Source organism: Nocardia sp. NPDC056541 (genome assembly GCF_042794235.1).
GTDB lineage: Bacteria > Actinomycetota > Actinomycetes > Mycobacteriales > Mycobacteriaceae > Nocardia.
Genome location: NZ_JBHTUD010000001.1, coordinates 364,596 through 388,433, shown reverse-complemented (window position 1 = coordinate 388,433; position 23,838 = coordinate 364,596). Strand labels below are relative to the sequence as shown.

Sequence of the window (23,838 nt, the reverse complement as noted above, 5' to 3'; positions counted from 1 at the left end):
TACGCGAGTTCTAGGGGTTGTCTCAGATTCCCATCCGCCAGATCGCGGCGTCGACCGCGCGGGGTGAGACGAGCGCGAGGGCCTGGAGTACGCGAGTGTAGGTCGGGTACAGCTCGACCGGGCGGGTCCGGATCGCGGTGGTGATCCAGTCGGCGGCTTCCTCGGCCGACAGTGCCGCCGCGTCGGCGTACTTGCCGGTGGGCGCGATCATCTCGGTGCGCACCAGCGGATAGCCGATGGTGGTGACGTGCACGCCACGGCGCCGGGTCTCCGCGCCGAGACTGCGCCCGAACGCGCCGAGCGCCGCCTTCGACGCGTGGTAAGCGGTGAACAGCGGCATCGATCCCGCGGCCACACCCCAGGTCGCGACATTGACGACGTGGCCGGTGCCCGCGTCGAGCATCGACGGCAGCAGTCCCATCGTGAGCCGGGTCGCTCCGAAGTAGTTCAGCGCCATGGTGCGTTCGTAGTCGTGGAACCGGTCGGTGGTTTCGGCGGCGCCGCGGCGGATCGAACGGCCCGCGTTGTTCACCAGCACGTCGACCGTCCCGAACTGCTCGAGCAGGGTCTTCGCCAGCGCGTCGGTCTGCTCGGCGTCGGCGAGGTCGCAGGTGATCATCTCGGCATCCCCGCCCTCGGCGCGAACCGCGTCGCGCACCTCGGCCAGTGGCTCGGCATTCCTGGCGACGAGCACCACCCGCGCCCCTTCCCGGCCGAGCGCGTGTGCCGCGGCTTTGCCGACACCCGACGAGGCACCCGTCAGCACGACCGTCTTCCCGGCGATCTCGTGCTGCTCACCACGGACCAGCCGCGCGAGCACGCGGGGGAGTGCGGGCGGGTTGAGCAGTACCGATTGTGCGACTTCGGCGAACACGGGGACTCCTGTCGAGGCGTACAGCGGGGGCGAACAGGTAATTTACTTAATGGTAAATTACAAAGGGACCAATTGGGTGTCAACCGGCACGGAGGTCGATGGTTGGATGGAACGGTGAGCACAGCCGGTACCAAAGGTGTCCCCCGCCCCGAGCGCGAACAGCAGATCCTCGACGCCGCCGTCGCCGAAATCGGTCGTGTGGGTTACGCGGGGCTGTCCCTGGCCGATGTCGCGCAGCGCGCGGGCGTGTCCAAGCCGCTGGTCTACACCTACTTCCAGTCCAAGGACGGGCTCTACATCACCTGTGTGGACCGGGCGGCCACCGTCCTGTTCGACGCGATCGAATCCGCTATCGCCGGGGCCGGTGGTCTCAGCAAGGCGGAACGGACGCTCGACGCGATCTTCGTCGCGCTGGAACCGCGCCCACACGACTGGACCGTGCTCTTCGACCGCTCCCACCCCGACGACGGCCCCGCCGCCGACGCCGTCCGCGGCGCCCGCCGCCGCATCGCCGCCCAGGCCGCGCGCGGTGTCGCCGATGCCATCGGCGCTGTCGAGCTCACCGACCCCACCGACCTCTCGGCGCTGACCGACGTCTGGATGGGCGCGGTGACCTCGCTGGTCCTGTGGTGGTTGCGTCATCCCGACCAGACCGCCGCCCAGATGTCGGCCCGCAGCCACCGCCTGATCGGCGCACTCGTCACCGCCCCGCGGTGAACGCAATCCGCACCCCGGCCGGGGTGCGGATGTGCTTGTCCGACAGGTGTTCTACGACGTGACGTCGGTGGTCGATCGGGCAGGCGGCAGCAATTCGGCGAGCAGTGTGGCCCACTCGTATCGGCGTTCGGGGAAGCAGCGCTCGAGCAGGTCGCTCATGATCGACGGTGCGATGGAGGCACCGGGGGAGGCGCCGAGAAGGCCGGCGATGGTGCCGTCCGCGCCGGTGACCAGTTCGGTGCCGAATTCGAGGACGCCGCCGCGCTCGCGATCGGGTTTGACCAGCTGGGCGCGTTGCCCGGCTTGGACCAGGGTCCAATCAGCGGCGTCGGCGGTGGGGTAGAAGCGTTGCAGCTGGGCGAACTTGCGCCGGGGTGAGGCCAGTAGCTCGGTGACGAGGTAGCGGACCAGATCGAAATTCCGCAGACCGACCGCGACCAGCGGGACGATATTGTGCGGGCGCAGCGTGGTGAACAGATCGGTGAGCTTGCCGTGGCGCAACAGGCGGGTGCTGAAGGTGGCGTAGGGGCCGAACAGCAGCGCGCCGGTGCCGTCGACCTCGCGGCGATCCAGATGCGGGACCGACATCGGCGGTGCGCCCAGCGCGGCCTGACTGTAGACCTTGGCGTGATGCTCGGCGACGACCTCGGGGTTGTCGGTGCGCAGGAACTGCGCGCCCAGTGGGAACACCCCGTATCCACGCACCTCGGGGAGACCGGCCCGCTGCAACAGCCGCAACGCGTACCCGCCCGCACCGACGAACACGAACCGCGCCCTGACCTGGAACCGCCGCCCACTGTCGAGATCGCGGCCGCGCACGGTCCACAGCCCGTCAGCGCTGCGGGTGAGCCCGGTGATCTCACGATGCATCCGGACCGCGTTGCCCGCCGCGCTCATCGTCGACAACAACGACCTGGTCAGCGCCCCGAAGTCGACATCGGTGCCCGCGGTGTGCCGGGTGGCGGCCATCGCCTCGCCGTCGGCCCGGCCGCGCACGAGCAGCGGCGCCCAGCCGGCGATCACCGCACGATCCTCGGTGTACTCCATCTCCGCGAACGCGGGCAGCGTGCGCAGCGTGGCGTACCGCCGGCGCAGGTAGGCGATGTCTCGCTCGCCGAAGACCGCCGTGACATGCGGTGTCGAGGTGAGGAAGGTGTCGGGCGCGAGCTCACCACGGTGGGCCAGCGCCGACCAGAACCGGCGCGAGAGCGCGAACTGATCGGCGATCCCGGCCGCCTTGGCGCCGTCGCCCGCGTCGGGCATGTAGTTGAGCTCGCACAACCCGGAGTGTCCGGTGCCCGCGTTGTTCCACGGATGGCTGCTCTCGGCCGCCGGTTCGCCGAGCCGTTCGAACAGCGCGATCGACCAGTCGGGCGCGAGGGTGCTCAGCAGGGCGCCGAGCGTGGCCGACATGATGCCGCCGCCGATGAGTACGGCGTCGAGAATGTCGTCGCCGCTGCCGGTGCCGGGCCGTGTGGGTGTGGTGTCGTTCATGGTCGAACCTCCCGTGAGCTGTGTACCGCCATCCTCACGCCGGAAACAGCGATCCGTCCAATACGGAATCGCCGAGGATATGATCCGGATATGGATGATTCAGCGGAGGCGGGAGCGCAGGCACTGGCTCCGCTGCTGACCGCCTTCGACGCGGCGGCCGAAGAAGGCCACTTCACGCGCGCGGCCCAGCGACTCGGCGTGCCGCAGTCCTCGCTCAGCCGCCGGATCAGAACGATGGAGCAGCTCCTCGGCGTGGCGTTGTTCCAGCCGATCGGGCGCGGGGTCACCCTCACCCCGCAGGGGCGTGATCTCTACGCACACACCCGGGGACTGGTGCGCGCACTCGACGACGCGGTGCGGCAGGTGCGCGCCGACGCCGACCCCGACAGCGGGCTGGTGCGGTTCGGATTCCCGCTCACGCTCGGCCCGGTCAGCATTCCGTCGTTGCTCGCGCAGTTCCACACCCGCGCGCCTCGGATCCGGTTGCATCTGGTGCAGGCGCACGGCGAGGCGCTGGCCGAGCAGGTGCGCGAGGGCAGGCTCGACCTCGCGGTGATGATCCCGCCCCCGGCCGACCTGCCGACCGTCGATCTCGGCAGTCAGCGCATCGACCTGCACGTGTCGCGCACGCATCCGCTGGCCCGGCGCGCTCGCGTCGACCTCACCGAACTGGCCGATGAGGCGTTCATCGCGAACCCGCCCAGCTACCAGCTGCGCACCCTGCTCGACAGCTGGTGTGCCGCAGCGGGTTTCACCCCACGAGTGGTCTTCGAGATCACCGAGTTCGAAACCCTGCGCGCACTGGTCGCACTCGGACAGGGCGTCGCGCTACTGCCCGCCGCCGAGGTCGCGAACCCCGACCTGGCGGTGATACCCATCGATGGCGAACGCGACCGCGAGGTCGGCCTGGTCTCGGGAGACCATGACTCGACGCTCGCGGTCGCGCGGCTTCGGGAATTCCTGATCGCGCGCCGGGCGGCGATCAGTGGGTGAGCGGTATCAGTCCTGGGCGACGCCGGCATCGACGCCACGCGCGGCGAGCCACGGGTGCGGGTCGATCGGGGCGCCGTAGAGCGAGCCGTCGGGCACATGCACCTCGTAGTGCAGGTGGGGGCCGGTGGAGTTGCCACGGTTACCGACGGTGGCGATGGTGTCACCGGCGTTGACGTGCTGACCGACCTCGACCAGGATGTCGTTCACGTGGCCGAACACACCGATGGTGCCGTCATCCTGCTGGACGCGGACCCACAGGCCGAAGCCCGACGCCGGACCGGCCTCGATCACGGTACCGTCGGTGACGGCGAAGATCGGTGCGCCGATCGGGTCACCGAAGTCGATGCCGTTGTGCGCGGTGCCCCAGCGGGCGCCGTAGTACGAGGTCAGCCTGCCGCTGACCGGGCGAACGGTCTGCGGGCGCGGCGGCGGCGGGGGAGCGATGAACGGCAGCGGCGGCAGTTCCAGGCCGACGGCTTCGCGGTGCTCCTCCCACGGGATCGGGGCGGACGCGGGGGTCGCGCCCTGCGGGCCCTGGGCCTCGGCCGGGGTGTACGCGGTGAAGCGGTACGGCGACTGGCCGGCGTTGATGGCCTCGGTGGCGTCCGCGGCGATCGTGGTAGTGGGAACAGGGCTCTCGGGCTCACTGAAAGTGGCGACGGAGGTACCCACGAGTGCGGACAGAGCCACCGCACCCGCGACCACGCCTCCCCAACGACCTGCGAAGGCGTCAGAGACTCGAGCAGATAACGGGTTGGTCACGAACATGGTTATGAACGTAGCTAAACCGTAACCTTCGCGGCCAATCCTGTGGCTGCGATCACGAAGCGCTATAACCCCAGTTGATCTATAACGATACTCTAACGAATGGCCAACATCCTGTTACTCACCGGGTGAAATTGCCCTGGTCAAGATCGTTGCCGAAATTCCGCATCCCAGGGACACTGATTCAGTGGACGCTAACGGAGTCCGTGCCATCACGGCGTTATCCGACCCCACCCGGCGCGCGATCTTCGAATTGCTGCCGCAGGGTCCCCGCTCGGTGGCCGACCTCGCCGCCGCCACCGGAATCACCAGTTCAGCCGCGTCGCAACACCTGCGCGTCCTGCGCGAGGCTCACCTGGTCCGTATGCGCCGCGACGGGAACAGGCACCTCTACTCCCTCGACCCGCGCGGCCTCAACGACGCGCGCGACTACCTCGACAAGTACTGGCCCAGCGCGCTCGCCGCCCATGCCGCCGCTCTGCGCGAGGCGGCCGACGCCGACCCGGCTCAGCCCACCCGGCGGTAACGTGACCTGCCGGATTCGGCCCACGCCTGCTTGTCCAGCTGCATATCGACCGCCGCGATCACCTCGGGCACGCCGATCCGCAGCAGACCGGGGTCGGTGCTCAGGCCGTCCGGATCGCCGACCTGTCCGGCCCAGAGCACCGCGTGCCTGCCCAGCAGATGTGCGGGCGGGCCGCCGCGGCGCGGTGGCGTGGGACCGAACAACAGGACCGTGCGGGTGCCGAACGCTGTCGCCAGGTGTGCGACACCGGTATCGCCGCTGATCACGAGGGCGGCCTCGGCCACCGTCGCCGCGAGGTCGGTGAGGTTCTGCCGACCGGCGAGGACCCGGTCGTCGGGCAAGCCGGCCTGCGCGGCCACCTGTCGAGCGATGTCGTGCTCGAACGGGTCGCCGGTGAGCACCACGTCGCGGCCCAGTACCAGCAGGTGGCGCACCACCGCGGCGAACCGCTCCGGCGGCCACCGCCGGGCGGGCGCGCCCGCGCCGATATGGACGACGATGCAATCGCGCCGGCTGATCGAGGCCACCGGCGGCACCAATCCGAGGTTTCGCCGATCCGCGTCGATGCCCTCGCCCTCGAGCAGGCGGCACCACCGGTCGACGACATGCGCGTCGGGATCCCAGCGCGGACCGGCGAGCTTGGGCAGCGCGGGCGTGCGATGACCGATGATCCGCGCGGCGCCGGTATCGGCCAGTGCTCGGGCGCTGGCGCCGTCGGGGCCGTGCAGGTTCACCGCTAATTCGGGCGCGGGTCCATCCCAGATCAGGGCGGCCGGGTCGGCGGTGGCGACGAGTTCATCGACCGAGGAGATCAGGTCGACGATCTGTTCCAACCGATGCGGCGCCGCCAGGACGATCCGGCTCTGTGGTTCGGCCCGGCGCAGGGCACGCAGAGCCGGGACCGCGGAGAGAAGCTCACCGAGGCCCCGAGCTTGCAGCACGAGTACAACCGACACATTCTTCATCTACCCGAGACTGTCGGCGACCAAACTTTCGCGAGGGCAACGATGTGACGGCTCGCCTGTGGGCCCGCTCACGGCGCCGCGCGCGATCGCGACACGATGACAGCTCCAGCTAATTTCCGGAAAACCAGAGCGAGCGGGCATAACATCTCGTCATGACGACAAATACCGTGATTGGGAGCCCGTTCACGGCTCTTGCCAAGAAAACCTGGCAAACAGTTCTGGTCACCGGCCTCCTCGCGGTGGTCCTCGGCATCATCGTGCTGGTGTGGCCCGGTCCGTCGCTGCTCGTGGCGGGCATTCTGTTCGGTATCTACATGGTTGTCAGCGGTATCTTCCAGCTGATCGCCGCCTTCACCCACCTGCCGAGCACCAGCTTTCGGGTGCTGTCGTTCATCAGTGGTGTGCTGTCGCTGATCATCGGTGTGTTCTGCTTCCGCGACGACCTCACCTCGATTGTGTTGCTCGGCTTGTTCATCGGCATCAGCTGGCTGTTCCGTGGCGTCGCCGTCCTGTTCGCCGCCATCTCGGAGTCGGGCGTGCCCGGCCGGGGCTGGCAGATCTTCTACGGCATCATCAGCGCGCTGGCCGGTGTCGTCCTGATCGTGTGGCCGATCAGCTCCCTCACCACGCTGGTCTGGGTCGTCGGCATCTTCTTGATCGTCATCGGTGTCATGGAAGTCATCACCGCCTTCGGCATCCGCAAGGACGCGCATCTGCTGGACGAGCAGCTGGGCTGATCCTGGCCACGGAATAGTTCGTCTGAACCGGCCGGTGCCTTCGGGCACCGGCCGCTTTCGTCTGAACCACGCTGCCGTCTGAACTACGCTTCGCACCCATGGAATTCGTTTATGACCTGGTGGTTGTCACCCACCTGCTCGGCATGGCCGCGGTGGTCGGTGGGTACGTCGCCTCGCGTCCGGTGGTGTCCGAGCTGATGGTGTGGGGCGCGCGCGCCCAGCTGATCACCGGGGTGATCCTGGCGGGGCTGGCTTCGGCGGTCGACTCGCTCGACAAGGATCCGGATACGACGAAGCTGGCGGTGAAGCTGGTTGTCGCGGTCGCGGTGGCGGCGTTCGCCGAAATGGGCCGCGGTGACGCGAAGCGCGGCAAGCAGATCGACTGGATGACCGACGCCGCCGGTGGGCTCGCGATCGTGAACGTGCTGGTCGCGGTGCTCTGGAGCTGAGTGCGCGCCCGATACTGAGGAAGGTCGCGCCGGTCGCGTCCGTGCGGGATCCGCCGGCGGGCATCCGCTAGCGTTGCGGCGTGCAATTTCTCGGCATCCACCACATCGCGATCATCGCGACGGACTACGCCCGCTCCAAGAGTTTCTATATCGAGACTCTCGGGGGGACCGTCCTCGACGAGAACTACCGGGCCGATCGCGATTCGTGGAAGCTCGACATCGAGTTGCCCGGCGGGGTTCGCATCGAACTGTTCTCGTTTCCCGACCCGCCCGCACGCCCGAGCAGACCGGAAACGGCGGGGTTGCGGCATCTGGCTCTGGCGGTCGCGAGCGTGCCCGCCGCCCTCGATGAGCTGCGGGCACGGGGCGTCCGGACCGAGGAACTGCGCACCGATGAGCACACCGGCAAGCAGATGGCCTTCTTCTTCGATCCGGACGACCTGCCGCTCGAGCTGTACGAGGCGTGATCAGGGCGTCGCGCGGGCCCGGCGCGCGAGTTCCACTGTCGCCGCGCGCAATTCGCTGATCTCGGACAGGGGGCTGGCGTAGCCGACTCGGGTGAGCGCCACGCCGCGTGGTGATTCCACCCGCAGGTCGAGGCCGTAGCGGTCGGCCTTCTCGCAGGTGGCAGCGATGGCGTCGGGGAATCCGCCCAGCTGCTGGGCCATCGCCAGCAGCGCTTCGGCATGGTCGGCGTTGAGGTGTGCGACACCGGGCGCGGCGTGTGCGACGATCGGGTCCGGCTGTGCGGCAAGGTATTCCGCGGCCGAGGCCGAATCCATCCGGCCGTAGCCGCCGACCCAGCGCACCCGCTCGACGCGCAGCACCCACAGCGTGAAATCGCTGTAGTCGATGTAGTACTTGGCCGCCGGGATCGCCGCCAGGTGGGCCGCGCGGGCCGCTTCCGCCTCGGCGTCGGTCGGGCGTTCCACGAAACCGGCGAGGGTGATCCGGGTGCCCGCCAGCGGGTCGGCCGGGATGTCGGGGGTGACGATCGCGATGCTGGCGCGCGGGTCGGCGGCCAGGTTGCGGCCGTGTTCGGCCAGGCGCGACACGCTCAGTACCGGTGCACCGTCGAGCAATCCGTAGGTGATGAACGACGCCCACGGCGCGCCGTCGGCGGTGAGGCTGGCCAGTGTGCCGGTATTGGTGCCCGCCGCGATCGTTCTGGCTTCTTCGGCCGGCGAGGGGCGGGCCTCGTTGGCCAGGGGGGCGGTCGGCAGCGGAATGGCAGGTGCGTCGCCCGGGTCGCCGTGGTCGAGAGTCATGGCCACAGCGTATCCACCTGACGCGCGCGGCGGGGTGCGCTCGTCAACCAGCCGTGCAGCGCTTCATAGACAGCGTCGTGATTGAGCAGGCTGAAATGGTTCGCCGCGGGGATGTGCAGGCTGTTGACCGCGTCGAAATCGAGGCGCCGGGTCCGGCCGCGCCCCGACCCGCTGCCGGTGAGAACCATGCCGTCGCCGATGATCACGCCGAGCGGATGTTTCGGGCTGTGGGTGATGGTGGTGGTGACGAAGTAGTGATCGACGCCGGGCAGCAGCGGCACTTCCTTCACCGCTCGCGCGCGCAGGGTGTCCACGTCGAGGTCGCGCCAGTCCTCGTCGACCAGCGAGCCCTGCCGTAGGTCGCGGATGCCCGCGCTGCGCCTGCGCAGCAGTGTGCTCAGCGGCCGGGTCTCGGGCAGCAGATCGAGCGCGGCCGACGCGTAGTGCACGAGCTGTTCGAGCGGCGCACCGAGGTGTGGTGAACCCAGGCACACCACCTGGCGCACCGATCGCACCCACTGCTGGCCCGACTCCTCGGCCTGATGGCAGGCGCTGCGCATGACCAGTCCGCCCATCGAGTGCCCGATCAGGCAGATCTCGTGCACCGGCATCGGCCAGCTGTCGACCAGGCGGGTCAGCAGGGCGCTGAGCTGGGCGGCGTTCTCGGAGATGTGCAGACCGGTATTGAAGCGGACGAAGAGCGGGGTGTAGCCGAGATCGTCGTCGAGGCGCTCGCCGTAGGTGGGACGATTGCCGAGCCGCCAGGAGTGTTCGGTCTCCACGAGTCCGTGCAGGAGTACGACCAGCCGGGTCGTCGGCACCGGGACGTGGGCGGCGAACTCCTCGGGTGGGACGGGGACGCCGTCGACGCGAAAGGTCATGGGGGAGGAGAGGATCGGGGTCTCGTCCTCGAGCGTGTCACCGATCAGCCCCTGGATCGCGGCGAGAATGCCCGCACCCCACACGGTGCGCGAGGGAGCGGTGACACCGGGCAGCTGGACCGCGCTCGCGACCTCGCCGACGACGAAGCCGGTGCCGCTGACGGCGGCGTACACGCCATCGGTGATGGCGTCGTGGACGATTTTCACCGGCGCCGCCGCGGGACCGACGCCCAGTCGCACCGCCGCGAATACCCGGTCGGAGAGGGCTCGGTGGATGGCCGCGATCCCATCGACCGCCCCGGCGAACTCGTCACCGGCGAGCCGTGTGAGCGCCTGTACTTCGGCCTGGGCTTGGGGGAGCTGCTCCGTCACAGAGTTGAGAGTACAACTGTGCACTGAATGATGGTGGGGTTGGGGCGGCTTCGAGATTTGCGACGATGCCCTGAGTGTCAGAGTTGGGAGGCCTCACAAAAAATCATTCTGATACTGCGATATGCGCATCTAAACATGTGATCCGATCGGGGCAATCAGCGAAGAACCGGCTACGCCGGTCGGCTCGGGACGGCGGGAGCCCCGCCGTCCCAGCGATCACGGCCGGTGGACGATCGCGTACCAGAGCGCGCCCATCGTGCCGAGCACGAACAGGGGAGAGATGACCCAGGTCTCGACCCGGTTCCCGGTCCGCTCGATCAGCGGCACCCGGGTGCGCAACGGAAACGGCCACAGCAACCGGCAGCCCCGATCGGTGAGGCAGTCGCCGAGCAGGTGGGCCAGACAGCCGAGACCCACGCAGATCGGCAGCCACGCCGGTCGATCGACGATCCACTGGTCGACCGCGAAGGTGCCCGCCGTCGCGAGCACGATCACCGTTCCGTAGGTCCGGACGCTCTTTCCCGGCGGGCACAGGTGCAGCGATCGCACCGCGAGGGCGAGCAGGAAGAACACGAGGCCGAGGGTGAACGGTCGGCCGAGGTAGTGCTCCCCGGCCCAGGTGGCCGCGACCGCGGCGACGACGAACAGCAGTGAATGCGTGCCGTGACGATGTCCGCCCGACGCCCAGGAGATCAACCGGCACAGGTGATGTGACACCGGCCCGAGGACGTGGGAGATGGTGCCGCTGGGATGATCCGCGTCCGGCAGCAGCGCCGCACCCGCGGTGAGCAGCGTGCCCATGATGAGTTCGGCGATGCCGAATCGCGTTGTGTCGCTGTCGAACAGGGGGAAAGCGGCGACTGTGAGCGGTAACGCGGCGGCCGTACCGGCCCAGGCCAGCGCCCCACTGGTCGCATGAGAATGTCCTAGCACCCCGCAACGTTAGAGTAAGTCACTACTTCGGCGCATATGCCGTGGACAGCGCCGGAATGCGGGGCGCGCCTGGATCGTTGGGGCAGGGGGAGTTACCCGACGAAAGGACCACGATGAATGCTTTCAACGACCAGGTGATCGCCGAGTTCCGCGCCAACGGCGGCCGCGTCGGTGGCATGTTCGAAGGCAACGACGCCATGGTGATCATCACCACCACCGGCGCGAAGTCCGGGCGCGCGATCACCAATCCGCTGGTGTTCCTGCCCGACGGCGACCGGATCGTGCTGATCGCCTCCAACGGTGGCGCCGACAAACACCCGGCCTGGTATCACAACCTCCTCGCCGACCCGGAACTCACCATGGAGGTCGGGACCGAAACATACCGGGGCAAGGCGGAACTCGTCGCCGATCCCGAGCGCACCGCCCTCTACGACCGGATGGTCGAGCGGCTGCCGGGCTTCGCCGAGTACCGCGACAAGACCGATCGGGAGATCCCGGTGTTCGCGGTGTATCGAACGAGTTAGTCGCGTGCTCGAGCGGAATGGTTGCCGGGGTGGGTGAGCTGCTGGTTCTATCGCCCGGTGACCGAAACCATCGACGTGCCACGCATCGTCCACGCCTCCCGCGACATCGCGGCGACCCCCGCCGCGATCTTCGACCTGATCGCCGATCCCGCGCAGCAGCCGCGCTGGGACGGCAACGACAACCTCGCGCAGGCCGTCGAAGGCCAGCGGGTCCGCGCGGTCGGTGACGTGTTCACCACGACGCTGACCAACGGCGCCGACCGCGACAACCACATCGTCGAGTTCGAGGAGGGTCGCCGTATCGCGTGGAACCCGTCGGAACGGGACAAGACCCCGCCGGGACACCTGTGGCGCTGGGAGCTCGAGCCGATCGACGACACCCACACCCGGGTGACCCACACCTACGACTGGACCGAACTGCACGACGAGTTGCGTCAGGTGCGGGCCAAGGCCACCACCGCCGACAAGCTGCAGGCATCGGTGGACCGGCTGGCCGCCCTCGCCGAGTCCTAGCCACCAACGGAACACCCTGCGACTCGAGCTGAGCCGCAGGGTGTTCCGCTGTTCGGATCAGGCGGTGACGTCGAACCGGTCCAGGTTGCTGACCTTGGTCCACGCGGCGACGAAGTCGTGCACGAACTTCTCCTTCGCGTCGTCGGTCGCGTAGGCCTCGGCCACGGCCCGCAGCTGCGAGTTGGAGCCGAACACCAGGTCGACGCGGCTGCCGGTCCACGTGACCGCACCGGAGGAGCGGTCACGGCCTTCGTAGCTGTTCTCGTCGGCGGCCGAGGGCGCCCACTCGGTACCCATGTCGAGGAGGTTGACGAAGAAATCGTTCGTCAGCGCACCCGGGGTGTCGGTGAACACGCCCAGCGGCGAGGACTGGTAGTTCGCGCCGAGCACGCGCAGACCGCCGATCAGCACGGTCATCTCCGGCGCACTGAGCGTGAGCAGGTTCGCCTTGTCGATCAGCAGGAACTCCGCGGGGATCTGCGCGTCCTTGGACACGTAGTTACGGAACCCGTCGGCCGGGGTCTCGAGCGCGTCGAACGACTCGACGTCGGTCTGGGCCTGGGTCGCGTCGGTACGACCCGGCGTGAACGGCACCGTCACCGGGAAACCGGCAGCCTGGGCGGCCTGTTCCACACCGACCGCGCCGCCGAGGACGACCAGGTCGGCGAACGACACCTGCGTGCCGCCGCCGGCGTTGAACGTGTCCTGGATGCCCTCGTAGACGCGCACCACCTGGGCGAGCTCGTCGGGCTGGTTGACCGCCCAGCCCGCCTGCGGCTGCAGCCGGATCCGGCCGCCGTTGGCGCCGCCGCGCTTGTCGCTGCCGCGGAACGACGAGGCCGCCGCCCACGCCGTCGTCACCAGCTGGGCGATGGACAGGCCGGCGGCCTGGATCTGACCCTTGAGCGCGGCGATCTCGGAATCACCGATCACGGGGCCGTTCTGGGCGGGCACCGGGTCCTGCCACAGCAGTTCCTCGGACGGAACCAGCGGGCCCAGGTAGCGGGCGATCGGACCCATGTCGCGGTGGGTGAGCTTGTACCAGGCGCGGGCGAACGCGTCGGCGAACTCCGCGGGGTTCTCCAGCCAGCGGCGGGTGATCGGGCCGTAGATCGGGTCGAACCGCAGCGACAGGTCGGTGGTGAGCATGATCGGTGCGCGCTTCTTGCCGGTGATGAACGGGTCGGGCACAGTGTCGGCGCCCGCGCCGTCCTTCGGAATCCACTGGTGCGCGCCCGCCGGACTCTTGGTCAGCTCCCATTCGTACCCGTAGAGGGTTTCGAGGAAGTTGTTGTCCCAGGTGATGGGGGTGCTGTTCCAGATGCCTTCCAGGCCGCTGGTGATCGCGTCCTCGCCGACTCCGGTGCCGAAGCTGCTCTTCCAGCCCAGCCCTTGCTGTTCCAGCGGTGCGGCTTCCGGTTCGACGCCGACCAGATCGGCGTCGCCCGCACCGTGGGTCTTGCCGAAGGTGTGGCCGCCGGCGATCAACGCGGCGGTCTCCTCGTCGTTCATCGCCATCCGCGCGAAGGTCTCGCGGATGTCCACGGCGGCGGCGATGGGATCCGGATTGCCGTTGGGGCCTTCGGGATTGACGTAGATCAGGCCCATCTGGACCGCGGCGAGCGGACGCTCGAGGTTACGGTCACCGGTGTAGCGTTCGTCGCCGAGCCAGGTGCGCTCGGGGCCCCAGAACACGTCTTCCTCGGGCTCCCACGCGTCGACGCGGCCGCCACCGAAACCGAACGTCTCGAAGCCCATCGACTCGAGCGCGACGTTGCCGGTGTAGACGATGAGGTCGGCCCACGACAGCTTGCGGCCGTACTTCTTCTTCACCGGCCACAGCAGCCGGCGCGCCTTGTCGAGGCTGGCGTTGTCGGGCCAGCTGTTGAGCGGGGCGAAGCGCTGCAGGCCCGCGCCCGCGCCGCCGCGGCCGTCGCCGACCCGGTAGGTGCCCGCGGAGTGCCAGGCCATCCGGATGAAGAACGGGCCGTAGTGGCCGAAGTCGGCGGGCCACCAGGACTGCGAGGTCGTCATGACCTGCTCGATGTCGGCCTTCACCGCGGCCAGGTCGAGGGTGGCGAATTCGGCCGCGTAGTCGAAGTCTTCGCCCATCGGGTTCACCGAGGGCGGATTCTTCTGCAGCAGTGTGAGATTGAGCTGGTTCGGCCACCACTCGGCGTTCGCTCCGCGCGCGTCGGTGGAGGCGAACGGACGATGCATGACGGGGCAACCACTGTCACCGGCTTCCGTGTTGGCTTCCGCGATAGGTGGGTGTTCCTCGGGCACGGTGAATCCTTTCAGGAGAGTGATGGTGATGTCGTGCAGTCGGGGCACCTGCCCCAGTAGATGACTTCTGCCTCGTCGACGACGAAACCGCGGTCGTCGAGGGGAGTCAGACAGGGTGCGTCGCCGACGGCGCACTCGACATCGACGATCACCCCACAGGATCGGCACACCAGGTGATGATGGTTGTCACCGACGCGGGTCTCATAGCGCGCGACGGTGCCCATCGGCTGGATCCGCCGGAGCAGTCCGGCGCTGGTGAGTGCCCGCAGTACGTCGTAGACGGCCTGCTGGCTGACGGCCCCGAGGGTGGCTCTGACTCGGCTCAGAATGGTGTCCGTATCGGCATGCGGATGCTGGTGCACTGCGGTGAGCACCGCCAGGCGTGGCGCGGTGACGCGCAGGGAGGCTGCGCGCAGCATCTGTTCGAAGTCCGATGTGGTGGACACATTCCAGATCATGACTCATTCCAGATGATGTGGGGGCGGGTTTCCAGGATGAGTTGTGATGACATACCGGGCAATTCGCGCAATACTGGCGAGGAAGACCGGATCGGGGAGTCCGGTCCATGAGCATGGGGTGGGAACGATGTCGAATCGTCAGTGGTATGCCGTGTCCGCGATCGCGGTGGCCCTTCTGGTAGCGGGATGCGAGTCGGGACAGTCCGTCGATGCCGCGCCGGCGAGCAGTTCGTCGAAGGCGACCACGACCGTGCGCGCGACCACTCCCGCGGCGCCGGTGCTGAACCGTCGTGGCGAGAACGGAGCGGTGGTCCAGCAGGACGGGCTGGTCGGTGCGGGCAAGCTCGACATCGTCAACGGCAACAGCGACGACTTCGCGGTCGTGGTGACCAACGGTGATCCCAAGAAGCCGCAGGCCACCATCTACGTGCAGGGCAATTCCAACGCCACCCTCACCGGGATCGACGGCACGTACTACGTCTATCTGAAGACCGGCAAGGATTGGGACGAGGCGACGCTGGCCTTCACCCGCGAGCGTGAGTTCCAGAAGTTCGACGACCCGTTCGACGGTGACTCCGATTGGGAGATCACGCTGCAGCCTTCGATCGGTGGCAACGCCAGCACCAGCGACGTACCCTCGTTCTGACCGCGGTGGAAGAGCGCAGAACTGTGAACTGTGCCAAGGAATGCCCGGTCCGCCTGCGCGTCGACTAGCCTGCCGGGTGTCCGTTCCCCGAACGAAGGTGATTCATAGTGACTTCCGTAGTCGATGCCCCGCCCATCGATGGCCCTGACACCGCGTCGAAGGTAGGGCACTACTACCGGGTCGAGGGCGTCTACGAGGTCGGTCGCGAGAAGATCCGCGAATACGCGCGCGCCGTCCAGGACTTCCATCCTGCCCACTGGGAGGACGAGGCCGCCGCCGCGCTCGGCTACCCGGGTCTGGTCGCGCCGCTGACGTTCGTCTCCATCCCGGCTATGGCGGCGAACAAATTGTTGTTCGAGTCGGTGGTCGTCGGCTACGACATGTTCGTGCAGACCGAGCAGGTCTTCGAACAGCACAAGCCGATCGTGGCCGGTGACCGGCTCGTGGTCGATGTCGAGCTGACCTCGGTGCGCACGATCGCGGGCAAGGACCTGATCACTGTCACCAACACCTTCGTCGACGAGCTCGGCGAGACCGTGCACATCATGCACACCACGGTCGTCGGTATCACCGGGGACGACGGCGTGGATCCCGCGATCACCGCCGCGGTGGAGAACATCATGGTGCACGGCGTGAGCATCTACAGCGCCGACAAGAACGCCGTGGTGGAGACCACCCTGCGTCCCGAGGGCGAGGTTGTGCTGTCGGTCGAGGGCGCCGCCCGCGTCCCCAGCACCACGCTGTCGTTCGACGAACTCACCGTCGGCGACGAACTCCCGCTCCGCGACGCGCGCGTCTCGCGCGGTGATCTCGTCAACTACGCCGGCGTCTCCGGCGACGTCAACCCCATCCACTGGGACGAGAAGATCGCCGAGCTGGCGGGCCTGCCCGACATCATCGCCCACGGCATGCTCACCATGGGTCTGGGTGCGGGCTTCCTGTCCACGTGGTCCGGCGACCCCGGCGCCGTCACCCGCTACGGCGTTCGCCTGTCGACCTACACCATCGTCGGCCGGGAGGGCGGCCAGGTCGAGTACACCGGTCGCGTGAAGTCCCTCGACCCGGAGACCCGCAGCGCGGTGATCGCCATCGTCGCCAAGTCCGGCGGTCGCAAGATCTTCGGTCTCGCCACCGCGAACCTGCGCTTTCGCTGACCCCGGCGCGGTGGACCCGACCTCGTAGCCGGGTTCACCGCGGCGCGGCCACGACCTCGGATCGTGGTGTGGCGTCCGGGGTTTCGGACGCCACCGGGTTCACCCGCACCCACGTGCTGTTGACCGCTGATGTGCCGGAGAGCAGGTCGGTGCGGGCCGGGTCGTGCAGCAGGTTGACATTGGCGCCCGGCAGGCCCGCCGCGACCGACCAGCCGACCCCGGGTTCGCGATGGCCCCATCCGTGGGGGATCGCCACCACCCCGGCGCGAATATCGCCACTGATCTCCACCGGAACCACGATCGAGCCGACGGGGGATTCGATCGTGGCCGGATCACCGTCGGCGAGACCACGGGCGGCGGCGTCGTCGGGATGGATGAGCACGGTGCAGCGGTCGCGGCCCTTCACCATCGACGGGATGTTGTGCAGCCAGGAGTTGTTGCTGCGCAGGTGCCGCCGTCCGATGAGCTGGAGGTCGTAGCCCGGCTCGGCCGTCCCGGTCGCGTCGTCGAGGACCGTGCGCACCGCCGCCAGGAAATCCGCGGGTGCCAAGTGCGTCTTGCGGTCGCCGGTGCCGATCAGTTCGGGCAGCCGTGGTCGCAGCGGTCCGAGGTCGACACCGCCCGCCGTGTCCCGAATCTTCTTCAGCGTCAACCCGTTCCGTCCACGACGCAGGATTCCGTAGGGGCCCGTCGCGACGGCCGCCGCGGACAGTCGCAAGGGGCTGAACTGTTCGAACGCGGCATTGAGCACGCGTGCGGTGAGCCGTCGGGCCGGCAGCGGGACCATTTCGGTCACCAGCCGTGCCAGGATCTGCCAGTCGTCCAATCCGTCGGCCGGCGGCTCGAACACCCTGGCGTCGTAGCGGGCGTTGTTGCGAACGCTGAAGATCGGGAACAGCAGGCTCAGTTCCTCGCGTTCCAGCGCGGAGACGGGTGGCAGGATGAAGTCGGCGTGCCGGGTCGTCTCGGTGATGTACATGTCGACGGCCACATAGCAATCCAAAGATTCCAGCGCGGCATCGAGCTTGTCCGCCTGCGGGGTCGAGAGCACCGGATTGCCCGCGTAGGTGATCATCGCTTTGATCTGGCCCGGTCCTTCGGTGCGGATCTCCTCGGCGAGGACCGCGACCGGCAGTTCGCTGCGGAACGACTTGTGCGTGCCGGAGCGGTCGGTCCACGCGCCGTGTCCCACGGGCAGGTACTTCGCGTAGCGGGCGGCGTCGACGACGGGCGTCGCGAACATCTGACCGCCCGCGCGATCGAGATTGCCGGTGACCGCGTTGATGGTGTTGACCAGCCAGTGGGTGAGCGTGCCTGTCACCTGCTGGCACACCCCGATTCGCGCGTACAACACTGCCGAGGGTGCCGCCGCGTGGTCACGGGCCAGCCGTTTGATGGTGTCCGCGTCGACGCCTGCCAGTGGCGCCATGCGTTCCACGGTGGTGTCGGCGACCAGTGCGGCCAGCTCGTCCCAGCCGGTGCACAGCGCGCGGACCGCCCGTTCGTCGCACAGTTCCTCGGCGACCAGCACATGCAGCATCGCGAGCAGCAGGTACACATCGCCGCCGGGACGGACCGCCACGTGTTCGTCTGCCAGCCGGGCGGTTTCGGTGCGGCGCGGGTCGATCACGACGACGGTGCCGCCCCGGGCGCGGACCGCTTTGATGCGCGATTTGGCGCCGGGCATGGTGGTGATCGATCCGTTGGACACCGCCGGATTGGCGCCGAGCACCACCAGCCGATCGGTGCGATCGATATCGGTGATCGGCATGAGAACGTTCGAGCCGAACATCCGCCACGCGACGAACTCCTGCGGGAACTGATCGATCGAGGACGCGGAGAAGAAGTTCCGGGTCAGCAGGACGGCCCGCAGCAGCGCTGCGTACATCACCGAGGAGCTGTGCGCGGCCGGGTTGCCGATGTACATCCCGATGGCGCTGGGACCGTGCGCGGACCGCACCGCGCGCAAACGCTGACCGATCTCGCGGAAGGCCTCGTCCCAGCCGACCGGTTCGAAACTGTCGCCGACGCGGCGCATCGGTGTCCGCAGCCGGTCGGGGTCGTGGTGCAGACCGCCCATGGCTGTCGCCTTCGGGCAGATGTAGCCCTTCGACAGCACGTCGTCCGGGTTGCCTTCGACGCGGGTGACCCGCGAATCCTCGACCGTGACCAGAATCCCGCAGTGCGCTTCACACAATGTGCACTGCCGGGCAATCGTCGTGCTGTCCACAGCTTTCCTACCCTCCGCCGAACCGCTCCTGCCACGGTAGCGCGACCGAACGGCTCGGCAGATCCGTCTGAGGTCTGATTTTCGTGCCGATCGACGACCGGGCGTAATATCGTTCGCGATACGAAGAGCCTTCATTTCCGCTCAGGTCAGGAGCAGATTCGATGCGTTTCACCGTTCGTCTCGGCCTCGCGGTCGCCGCTGTCACCGTCGCCGGGATCGCCGGACAGGCCACCGCCGCCGCCCAGCCCAGCTATTACGACCCCGTCATCACGCCGTGCAGTCACCTGTTCCGCACCCCGCTCGAGGTGCCACGTCCTGGCACGGACGTGTATTGGAGTCCGTTCGGGACGTCGAACATCGTCTGCTACGACGACGGCACCGGGATGGAGAACTACTACCAGCGCGACCCCTGGGGCCGCTGGCACGACATGAACGAGCTGACTCCCGGTCACTTCTTCTACGTGATCGTCGATTCCTCGGTCCCCGATCAGGCGACCTGGGGCTGAGCGGACCGGAGGACGCGGCCGGCGACATCGTGGTCGCCGACCGCTCGGGGTCACGCCGACACTGCCGCGCCCCCGGATCTTTCGGTCGCCTCCGGAGTGTGGCCGGGCGATTCGATCGGTGGTCCGGCCTGCGCTGGGGTCCGCACGGCGAAGCCGATGAGTCCGGCGAGGACCGCGACCGCGGCGGTCACGTACCAGGCGCGCTGGAAGGCGTCGAGCGTGGCAGCGGGGGTGTCGGGCGTACCGAGCAGCGCGACGAGAAGTGCGACGCCGAGGGCGAGGCCGAGTTGGCGGGCCATGCTCAGGACGCCCGATCCGGTCGCGAAACGTTGCGGGGGCAGGGTTCCCGCGCCGACGGCGAACGCGGTCGGCAGGGTGAGCCCCACGCCGAGACCGGTCAGCAGCATGCCGCCGAGCAGGCCACCGACATAGTCCGGTGACAGTTCGGCTGCGCGCGCCCACCACAGGAGTCCACCGCCGAAGGCGAGTCCGCCTGCCGCGATCACCGGTCCCGCACCGATTCGCGCGATGAGTTTGCCCGCGGCGATGGCGACGAACGGCACGACCAGGGGGCCGGGCGCGATCGCGAGTCCGGTCTGCAAGGCCGACCACCCCCACACGTTCTGCGCCCAGAGCGCGACCGAGAGCAGCATGCCCGCGAACGCGATCTGGAACACCAGCGAATTCGCACCCGCGAGCACGAAATTCGGGACCCGGAGCAGGGCGGGGTCGACGATCGGGCTGTGATGACGAGCCGAGCTCACGGCGAAGATGACCCCGAGCACGATCGCGATACCGAACGCGGCGAGGACTCCGGTAGAGGTCCAGCCCCAGTCGGGACCCTGGACGACGGCCAGGATCAGCGACCCGACCGCCCCGATCAGCGCGCCCGCACCCAGCAGATCGGGCAGCGGGCCGCCCGCGGCGGGCGGGCACGGCAGCTTACGGACACCGATCGCGAACGCCGCCAACCCGATCGGCACGTTCACGAGAAACACCCAGCGCCAATCGATTTCGACCAGCAATCCGCCGAGCACCGGGCCCAGCGCGGCGCCGAGACCACCGAACGCGACCCACAGCCGCACCGCACCCGCGCGCCGCTGCGGCGGTGTCGCGGCGAGTACCAGTGCGAGGGAGGACGGGGTGAGCAGGGCGCATCCCACCGCCTGCAGAACACGGAAGGCGATGAGCGACTCCACGTTCCAGGCCGCCGAGCACAGTGCCGACCCGATCACGAAGATCGCCAGGCCGGTGAGAAAGGTGGCGCGGTTGCCGCCGCGGTCGCCGAGGCGACCGGCCGGAACGAGCAGGGCGGCGAAGACGATGGCGTAGAGGTTGAGCACCCAGGACAGTTCGGTCAGGCCGGCGCCGAAGTCGTCTGCCATGGCGGGCATGGCGACATTGACGATGAACAGGTCCAGGCTCGACAACAGCACGCCGATGGAGACGATGGCGAGCACCAACCGGGGATTGGTCTCCCGGAGTGGGGTAGTGGATGGCATGTTCCAGCTCTCGTTCAGCCGAGGACGCGGCGGGTTTGACGGGCGGTGGCGAGCAGCACGCCGTCGCCGTCCCAGATATCGGTGTCGTCGACCGACCAGCCGTCACCGGAACTGACATTCGTGGCGCGGACCAGCACGGGCGTGTCGCCGAGGTGGGTGAGATCGGCGTGCAGTTGCAGCGACAGGGTGACGGTGGGGACGGCGACCGGCGCGGTGAGCAGTGGGAACAGTCCCGGTGGCAGCGCGTCGGCGAGGACGGCCAGGCTCGGCGCGTCGAGGGGCAGCGCGGGGTCGAGTGCGATCCAGGCGCACATCATCGCCTCGTCCGCGCCGCTGAGGGGCAACGGGCCCGCGGCGGGACGGATGACGAAATGCGCGCCGACGGGCACGATCTCCGGCGGCAGCCGGAACAGCGCGCAGTCCGGTGCGGCCGCGACGACGGGTGCGGGTCTGGCGCTGTGGGCAGGGATCGCGGTCGCGCCGGGCGCGCCCAGGGTGACGGTGGCCGCGGCGACCCGCGCACCGTCCTGTTCGGCGACCACGTCCAGCATCGTCGTGCTGCGCCCGACCGGGTGTTCGGTGGCGTGCAGGGTGAACGCGCCGGTCGCCGGTCGGCCGAGGAACCGGACATCGGCGGCGCGCACGGGGTGCTCGCGCGAGCTCGCCTGCTGGGCGACGTCGATCAGGAGCCCGGCGAGCGTGCCGCCGTGTGGGCCGGTCCAGCCGCGCCACGAGTCGTCGACGACGGCATGCCACCGCCCGGAGTCCGTGGCGGTGAGGGCGAATCGCGCGCCGAACCGCCCAGTGAGTTTCATCATGCAACTCACCGTAGATGGGTGAGTTCTTTCATGCAACCGACTAGACTCGGGACATGCGGCGCACCAGCTTCGAAGACATGAACTGCTCCCTGGCCCAGTGCCTGGAAGTGGTCGGGGATTGGTGGACCTTGTTGATCGTGCGTGACGCCCTCTTCGGCGTGACCCGTTTCGACGAGTTCCGCGACCGCCTCGGCATCGCCCGCAACGTTCTCACCCAACGCCTCGAAGGCCTGGTCGAACACGAGATCATGACGAGAGAGCCCTACCAGGACAACCCCGTCCGCTACGACTACCGCCTGACCGCCAAGGGCCGCTCCCTGTGGCAGGTGATCACCGCGATGCGCCAGTGGGGCGACGAATGGGCCGCCCCGAACGGGCCCCCGGTAGAGGTCCTGCACCGCACCTGCGCCCACCTCACCACCATCGAACCCACCTGCTCGCACTGCGGCGAGCGAGTCCACGGCCGCGACCTGAGGCTGATGGACGGCCCCGGCGCGGGTGATCGTTCTCCGCTACCCGAGTCGCTACGCGGGTGAAGTCGCCCCGGCGTCATCGTCGCGCGCGCCGGTTATGGGGGCGCCGGCACGACAATTGCGCGGTGCGGGCCGAATGTCGTTGATAGGACGTGCTTTCGGTCAGTCAGCCGCGTAGTCCGCGCAGCGCGGTCTCCACGACGCGATCGGCGAATTCGGTGGTGAGGGTGCCGGTGCGCAGGAGCCAGCGGTCCATCAGTGGGCCCCAGATCATCGCGATGGCCACGTCGAGGTCGATATCGGGGGCGATCTGGCCCGCGGTTTGCGCGGCGGCGAGTCTGCGACGTTTCAGGTCGTCCACGGGGCTCTGTAGGCGTTCGACGTAGGTGGCGGCCAGGGCGGTGTCGTGCATGATGGCGCTGGTCAGGCCGCGCAGGGGGAGGTCGAAGCGGGGGTCGGCGAGTTCGGCGACGGTCGCGCGCAGGACCAGTTTCAGGTCGGCTTCCAGGTCGCCGGTGTCGGGCAGGCCCGGTGTCGCGTCGTCGCCGGTCTCGCTGAGCATCAGGAAGGCGTCGAGCAGGACGGCGCCCTTGGACGGCCACCACCGGTAGATCGTCTGCTTGCCGACACCTGCCCTGGCGGCGATCGCCTCGATGGTCAGCTTGTCGTAGCCGATCTCGCCCGCCAGCTCGAAGGCGGCGGACAGGATGGCGCGCCGGGATCCTTCGTTGCGCCGGGTCGCGTCGGCCGACGGCCGGGGGTTCTGCTGACTCATGCCGCCATCCTAGCAATCGATGAGACGAGACGTTGCGTCTTGACAGGGCGGTGAACCGCTGGCATCCTCGGATCATCAGACGAGACGCAACGTCTTGTCTAGTCAAGGAGGAACGCCATGACCACCGCCGCTACCACCGCATCCCGCGTCTGGTTCATCACCGGAGCAAGCCGCGGTCTCGGTCGCGCCTTCGCCGAAGCGGCGCTGGCGGCGGGGGACCGGGTCGCCGCCGCCGCGCGCACCGGATCCGCCCTCGACGAACTCGCCGCGGCCCACCCCGGCCGGGTACTGCCGTTGACCGTCGATGTCACCGATCGCGCCGCGGTGCACGCGGCGGTCGATGCCGCTGTCGCCCACTTCGGCCGCCTCGACATCGTGGTCAACAACGCGGGCACGCTTTCGATGGGCATGATCGAGGAGTTCACCGACGCCGAGGCTCGCGCGCAGATGGAGGTCAACTTCTTCGGCGCGCTCTGGGTGAGTCAGGCCGTGCTCCCGCATCTGCGCGCGCAGCGCAGCGGGCACATCGTGCAGGTGTCGAGCATCGGCGGACTTGCCGGGTTCCCGCTGTCGGGAATGTATGCCGCGAGCAAGTTCGCGCTCGAGGGCATGAGCGAGGCCCTGGCGATGGAAGCCGCGGAATTCGGTGTGCGCGTGAGTATTCTGCAGCCGGGCGGGTACTGGACCGACCTGTATTCGGCGATGGTGAACACCACCCCGATCCAGGCCTACGCCCCGCTGCGTGCCCAGCTCGAGGCCCAGTGGGCCGAGGGATCGGTCGACAGCGAGCCCGCCCTCGCCGCCGAGGCGCTGCTCACGCTCGTCGGCGCCGGGGAACCGCCGCTGCGCCTGCTGCTCGGAAACATGGTGTACGACTTGGCCTTCGACCTCGCGCGCGCCAAGATGGCCACCTGGTCGGCCTGGGAGCAGACCAGCCGAGCCGCGGAACGGGCAGTCCCCGCGCCGGGCTCGGCATAGT

The 23,838-nt window shown here is 68.6% G+C and carries 26 protein-coding genes; 13 read left to right on the top strand and 13 right to left on the bottom strand.

The features are described 5' to 3' along the window. Positions 1–22: 22 nt before the first annotated feature. Complete coding sequence (locus ACFQ9R_RS01825) at positions 23–874, bottom strand: SDR family oxidoreductase (RefSeq protein WP_378987913.1); 852 nt, start codon at positions 872–874, stop codon at positions 23–25. Positions 875–988: 114 nt separating this feature from the next. On the opposite strand from ACFQ9R_RS01825, the gene ACFQ9R_RS01820 reads away from it, so the two are divergent. Then, the gene (locus ACFQ9R_RS01820; RefSeq protein WP_378987910.1) at positions 989–1,591 is read left to right on the top strand and encodes a TetR/AcrR family transcriptional regulator; all 603 of its coding nucleotides are present in this window, start codon (positions 989–991) and stop codon (positions 1,589–1,591) included. A 51-nt stretch (positions 1,592–1,642) separates the two neighbouring features. Here ACFQ9R_RS01820 and mqo read toward each other — a convergent pair whose 3' ends face one another. Next, the gene (gene mqo / locus ACFQ9R_RS01815; protein ID WP_378987907.1) at positions 1,643–3,085 is read right to left on the bottom strand and encodes a malate dehydrogenase (quinone); all 1,443 of its coding nucleotides are present in this window, start codon (positions 3,083–3,085) and stop codon (positions 1,643–1,645) included. A 90-nt stretch (positions 3,086–3,175) separates the two neighbouring features. Between mqo and ACFQ9R_RS01810 the strand changes: the two genes are divergently transcribed. Further along, entirely contained in the window at positions 3,176–4,078 is a 903-nt protein-coding gene (locus tag ACFQ9R_RS01810) for a LysR family transcriptional regulator (protein ID WP_378987904.1), read from the top strand. A gap of 6 nt (positions 4,079–4,084) precedes the next feature. Here the strand turns inward: ACFQ9R_RS01810 and ACFQ9R_RS01805 are convergent, their stop codons facing one another. Next, positions 4,085–4,750: a M23 family metallopeptidase gene (locus ACFQ9R_RS01805; protein WP_378987901.1), complete on the bottom strand. Its 666-nt coding sequence runs from the start codon at positions 4,748–4,750 to the stop codon at positions 4,085–4,087. A 280-nt stretch (positions 4,751–5,030) separates the two neighbouring features. Here ACFQ9R_RS01805 and ACFQ9R_RS01800 point away from each other — a divergent pair, with 280 nt between their 5' ends. Then, the gene (locus tag ACFQ9R_RS01800; RefSeq protein WP_378987898.1) at positions 5,031–5,369 is read left to right on the top strand and encodes an ArsR/SmtB family transcription factor; all 339 of its coding nucleotides are present in this window, start codon (positions 5,031–5,033) and stop codon (positions 5,367–5,369) included. Here ACFQ9R_RS01800 and ACFQ9R_RS01795 read toward each other — a convergent pair. After that, a complete protein-coding gene (locus ACFQ9R_RS01795) occupies positions 5,351–6,325 on the bottom strand; it encodes a glycosyltransferase family 9 protein (RefSeq protein WP_378988464.1) in 975 nt (324 codons plus the stop codon). The two genes, ACFQ9R_RS01800 and ACFQ9R_RS01795, sit on opposite strands and share 19 nt — an antisense overlap. Before the next feature lie 161 nt (positions 6,326–6,486). On the opposite strand from ACFQ9R_RS01795, the gene ACFQ9R_RS01790 reads away from it, so the two are divergent. The 3 genes from ACFQ9R_RS01790 to ACFQ9R_RS01780 all read left to right on the top strand — a co-directional run bounded on the left by ACFQ9R_RS01790 (position 6,487) and on the right by ACFQ9R_RS01780 (position 7,987). Continuing rightward, a complete protein-coding gene (locus ACFQ9R_RS01790) occupies positions 6,487–7,071 on the top strand; it encodes an HdeD family acid-resistance protein (protein ID WP_378987895.1) in 585 nt (194 codons plus the stop codon). A gap of 98 nt (positions 7,072–7,169) precedes the next feature. Continuing rightward, complete coding sequence (locus tag ACFQ9R_RS01785; protein WP_378987892.1) at positions 7,170–7,520, top strand: hypothetical protein; 351 nt, start codon at positions 7,170–7,172, stop codon at positions 7,518–7,520. Positions 7,521–7,600: 80 nt separating this feature from the next. Beyond that, positions 7,601–7,987 (top strand): VOC family protein, encoded by a 387-nt coding sequence (locus tag ACFQ9R_RS01780; RefSeq protein WP_378987889.1) that lies wholly within the window; start codon positions 7,601–7,603, stop codon positions 7,985–7,987. Here the strand turns inward: ACFQ9R_RS01780 and ACFQ9R_RS01775 are convergent, their stop codons facing one another. The 3 genes from ACFQ9R_RS01775 to ACFQ9R_RS01765 form a co-directional block, all read right to left on the bottom strand. After that, the gene (locus ACFQ9R_RS01775) at positions 7,988–8,788 is read right to left on the bottom strand and encodes a HugZ family protein (RefSeq protein WP_378987885.1); all 801 of its coding nucleotides are present in this window, start codon (positions 8,786–8,788) and stop codon (positions 7,988–7,990) included. After that, positions 8,785–10,041 (bottom strand): lipase family alpha/beta hydrolase, encoded by a 1,257-nt coding sequence (locus ACFQ9R_RS01770; RefSeq protein ID WP_378987882.1) that lies wholly within the window; start codon positions 10,039–10,041, stop codon positions 8,785–8,787. The genes ACFQ9R_RS01775 and ACFQ9R_RS01770 overlap by 4 nt, the downstream gene beginning before the upstream one ends. Before the next feature lie 216 nt (positions 10,042–10,257). Then, positions 10,258–10,974, bottom strand: coding sequence for a metal-dependent hydrolase (locus ACFQ9R_RS01765; protein WP_378987879.1), 717 nt, complete (start codon positions 10,972–10,974; stop codon positions 10,258–10,260). Positions 10,975–11,087: 113 nt separating this feature from the next. Here ACFQ9R_RS01765 and ACFQ9R_RS01760 point away from each other — a divergent pair, with 113 nt between their 5' ends. Further along, positions 11,088–11,498, top strand: a complete 411-nt coding sequence (locus ACFQ9R_RS01760) for a nitroreductase family deazaflavin-dependent oxidoreductase (protein ID WP_378987876.1) — start codon at positions 11,088–11,090, stop codon at positions 11,496–11,498. Positions 11,499–11,555: 57 nt separating this feature from the next. Continuing rightward, complete coding sequence (locus tag ACFQ9R_RS01755) at positions 11,556–12,011, top strand: SRPBCC family protein (RefSeq protein ID WP_378627592.1); 456 nt, start codon at positions 11,556–11,558, stop codon at positions 12,009–12,011. 57 nt (positions 12,012–12,068) lie between these two features. Here ACFQ9R_RS01755 and katG read toward each other — a convergent pair whose 3' ends face one another. Next, entirely contained in the window at positions 12,069–14,297 is a 2,229-nt protein-coding gene (gene katG / locus ACFQ9R_RS01750; protein WP_378988462.1) for a catalase/peroxidase HPI, read from the bottom strand. A gap of 11 nt (positions 14,298–14,308) precedes the next feature. Next, the gene (locus tag ACFQ9R_RS01745; protein ID WP_056809750.1) at positions 14,309–14,743 is read right to left on the bottom strand and encodes a Fur family transcriptional regulator; all 435 of its coding nucleotides are present in this window, start codon (positions 14,741–14,743) and stop codon (positions 14,309–14,311) included. 139 nt (positions 14,744–14,882) lie between these two features. Between ACFQ9R_RS01745 and ACFQ9R_RS01740 the strand changes: the two genes are divergently transcribed. Together ACFQ9R_RS01740 and ACFQ9R_RS01735 are read left to right on the top strand one after the other, a co-directional pair. Next, a complete protein-coding gene (locus ACFQ9R_RS01740) occupies positions 14,883–15,401 on the top strand; it encodes a hypothetical protein (RefSeq protein WP_378987873.1) in 519 nt (172 codons plus the stop codon). Between the two features lie 107 nt (positions 15,402–15,508). Beyond that, the gene (locus tag ACFQ9R_RS01735; RefSeq protein ID WP_378987870.1) at positions 15,509–16,555 is read left to right on the top strand and encodes a fused (3R)-hydroxyacyl-ACP dehydratase subunits HadA/HadB; all 1,047 of its coding nucleotides are present in this window, start codon (positions 15,509–15,511) and stop codon (positions 16,553–16,555) included. Positions 16,556–16,589: 34 nt separating this feature from the next. On the opposite strand, the gene ACFQ9R_RS01730 is transcribed toward ACFQ9R_RS01735, so the two are convergent. Further along, on the bottom strand, positions 16,590–18,785 hold the full coding sequence (locus ACFQ9R_RS01730) for a molybdopterin oxidoreductase family protein (RefSeq protein ID WP_378987867.1): 2,196 nt from the start codon (positions 18,783–18,785) through the stop codon (positions 16,590–16,592). Between the two features lie 161 nt (positions 18,786–18,946). Here ACFQ9R_RS01730 and ACFQ9R_RS01725 point away from each other — a divergent pair, with 161 nt between their 5' ends. Further along, positions 18,947–19,291, top strand: a complete 345-nt coding sequence (locus ACFQ9R_RS01725; protein WP_378987862.1) for a hypothetical protein — start codon at positions 18,947–18,949, stop codon at positions 19,289–19,291. Positions 19,292–19,341: 50 nt separating this feature from the next. Here ACFQ9R_RS01725 and ACFQ9R_RS01720 read toward each other — a convergent pair whose 3' ends face one another. Together ACFQ9R_RS01720 and ACFQ9R_RS01715 are read right to left on the bottom strand one after the other, a co-directional pair. Then, positions 19,342–20,793 (bottom strand): MFS transporter, encoded by a 1,452-nt coding sequence (locus tag ACFQ9R_RS01720; protein ID WP_378987860.1) that lies wholly within the window; start codon positions 20,791–20,793, stop codon positions 19,342–19,344. A gap of 14 nt (positions 20,794–20,807) precedes the next feature. Continuing rightward, the gene (locus ACFQ9R_RS01715; RefSeq protein ID WP_378987857.1) at positions 20,808–21,611 is read right to left on the bottom strand and encodes a thioesterase family protein; all 804 of its coding nucleotides are present in this window, start codon (positions 21,609–21,611) and stop codon (positions 20,808–20,810) included. 53 nt (positions 21,612–21,664) lie between these two features. On the opposite strand from ACFQ9R_RS01715, the gene ACFQ9R_RS01710 reads away from it, so the two are divergent. Continuing rightward, positions 21,665–22,147 carry a winged helix-turn-helix transcriptional regulator gene (locus ACFQ9R_RS01710; protein ID WP_378987854.1) on the top strand — a complete coding sequence of 161 codons (483 nt, stop codon included), beginning with the start codon at positions 21,665–21,667 and terminating at the stop codon, positions 22,145–22,147. Positions 22,148–22,250: 103 nt separating this feature from the next. On the opposite strand, the gene ACFQ9R_RS01705 is transcribed toward ACFQ9R_RS01710, so the two are convergent. Continuing rightward, entirely contained in the window at positions 22,251–22,859 is a 609-nt protein-coding gene (locus ACFQ9R_RS01705) for a TetR/AcrR family transcriptional regulator (RefSeq protein WP_378987851.1), read from the bottom strand. Between the two features lie 117 nt (positions 22,860–22,976). Between ACFQ9R_RS01705 and ACFQ9R_RS01700 the strand changes: the two genes are divergently transcribed. Further along, positions 22,977–23,837 (top strand): SDR family NAD(P)-dependent oxidoreductase, encoded by an 861-nt coding sequence (locus ACFQ9R_RS01700; protein WP_378987848.1) that lies wholly within the window; start codon positions 22,977–22,979, stop codon positions 23,835–23,837. Position 23,838: the final 1 nt, after the last annotated feature.

Bases quoted from the DNA above. Each gene is read 5' to 3' on its own strand.
- ACFQ9R_RS01810 (WP_378987904.1), top strand. From the start codon at position 3,176: ATGGATGATTCAGCGGAGGCGGGAGCGCAGGCACTGGCTCCGCTGCTG.
- ACFQ9R_RS01760 (WP_378987876.1), top strand. From the start codon at position 11,088: ATGAATGCTTTCAACGACCAGGTGATCGCCGAGTTCCGCGCCAACGGC.
- ACFQ9R_RS01710 (WP_378987854.1), top strand. From the start codon at position 21,665: ATGCGGCGCACCAGCTTCGAAGACATGAACTGCTCCCTGGCCCAGTGC.
- ACFQ9R_RS01705 (WP_378987851.1), bottom strand. From the start codon at position 22,859: ATGAGTCAGCAGAACCCCCGGCCGTCGGCCGACGCGACCCGGCGCAAC.
- ACFQ9R_RS01790 (WP_378987895.1), top strand. From the start codon at position 6,487: ATGACGACAAATACCGTGATTGGGAGCCCGTTCACGGCTCTTGCCAAG.
- ACFQ9R_RS01775 (WP_378987885.1), bottom strand. From the start codon at position 8,788: ATGACTCTCGACCACGGCGACCCGGGCGACGCACCTGCCATTCCGCTG.
- ACFQ9R_RS01720 (WP_378987860.1), bottom strand. From the start codon at position 20,793: ATGCCATCCACTACCCCACTCCGGGAGACCAATCCCCGGTTGGTGCTC.
- ACFQ9R_RS01725 (WP_378987862.1), top strand. From the start codon at position 18,947: ATGCGTTTCACCGTTCGTCTCGGCCTCGCGGTCGCCGCTGTCACCGTC.
- mqo (WP_378987907.1), bottom strand. From the start codon at position 3,085: ATGAACGACACCACACCCACACGGCCCGGCACCGGCAGCGGCGACGAC.
- ACFQ9R_RS01700 (WP_378987848.1), top strand. From the start codon at position 22,977: ATGACCACCGCCGCTACCACCGCATCCCGCGTCTGGTTCATCACCGGA.
- ACFQ9R_RS01715 (WP_378987857.1), bottom strand. From the start codon at position 21,611: ATGATGAAACTCACTGGGCGGTTCGGCGCGCGATTCGCCCTCACCGCC.
- ACFQ9R_RS01785 (WP_378987892.1), top strand. From the start codon at position 7,170: ATGGAATTCGTTTATGACCTGGTGGTTGTCACCCACCTGCTCGGCATG.
- ACFQ9R_RS01740 (WP_378987873.1), top strand. From the start codon at position 14,883: ATGTCGAATCGTCAGTGGTATGCCGTGTCCGCGATCGCGGTGGCCCTT.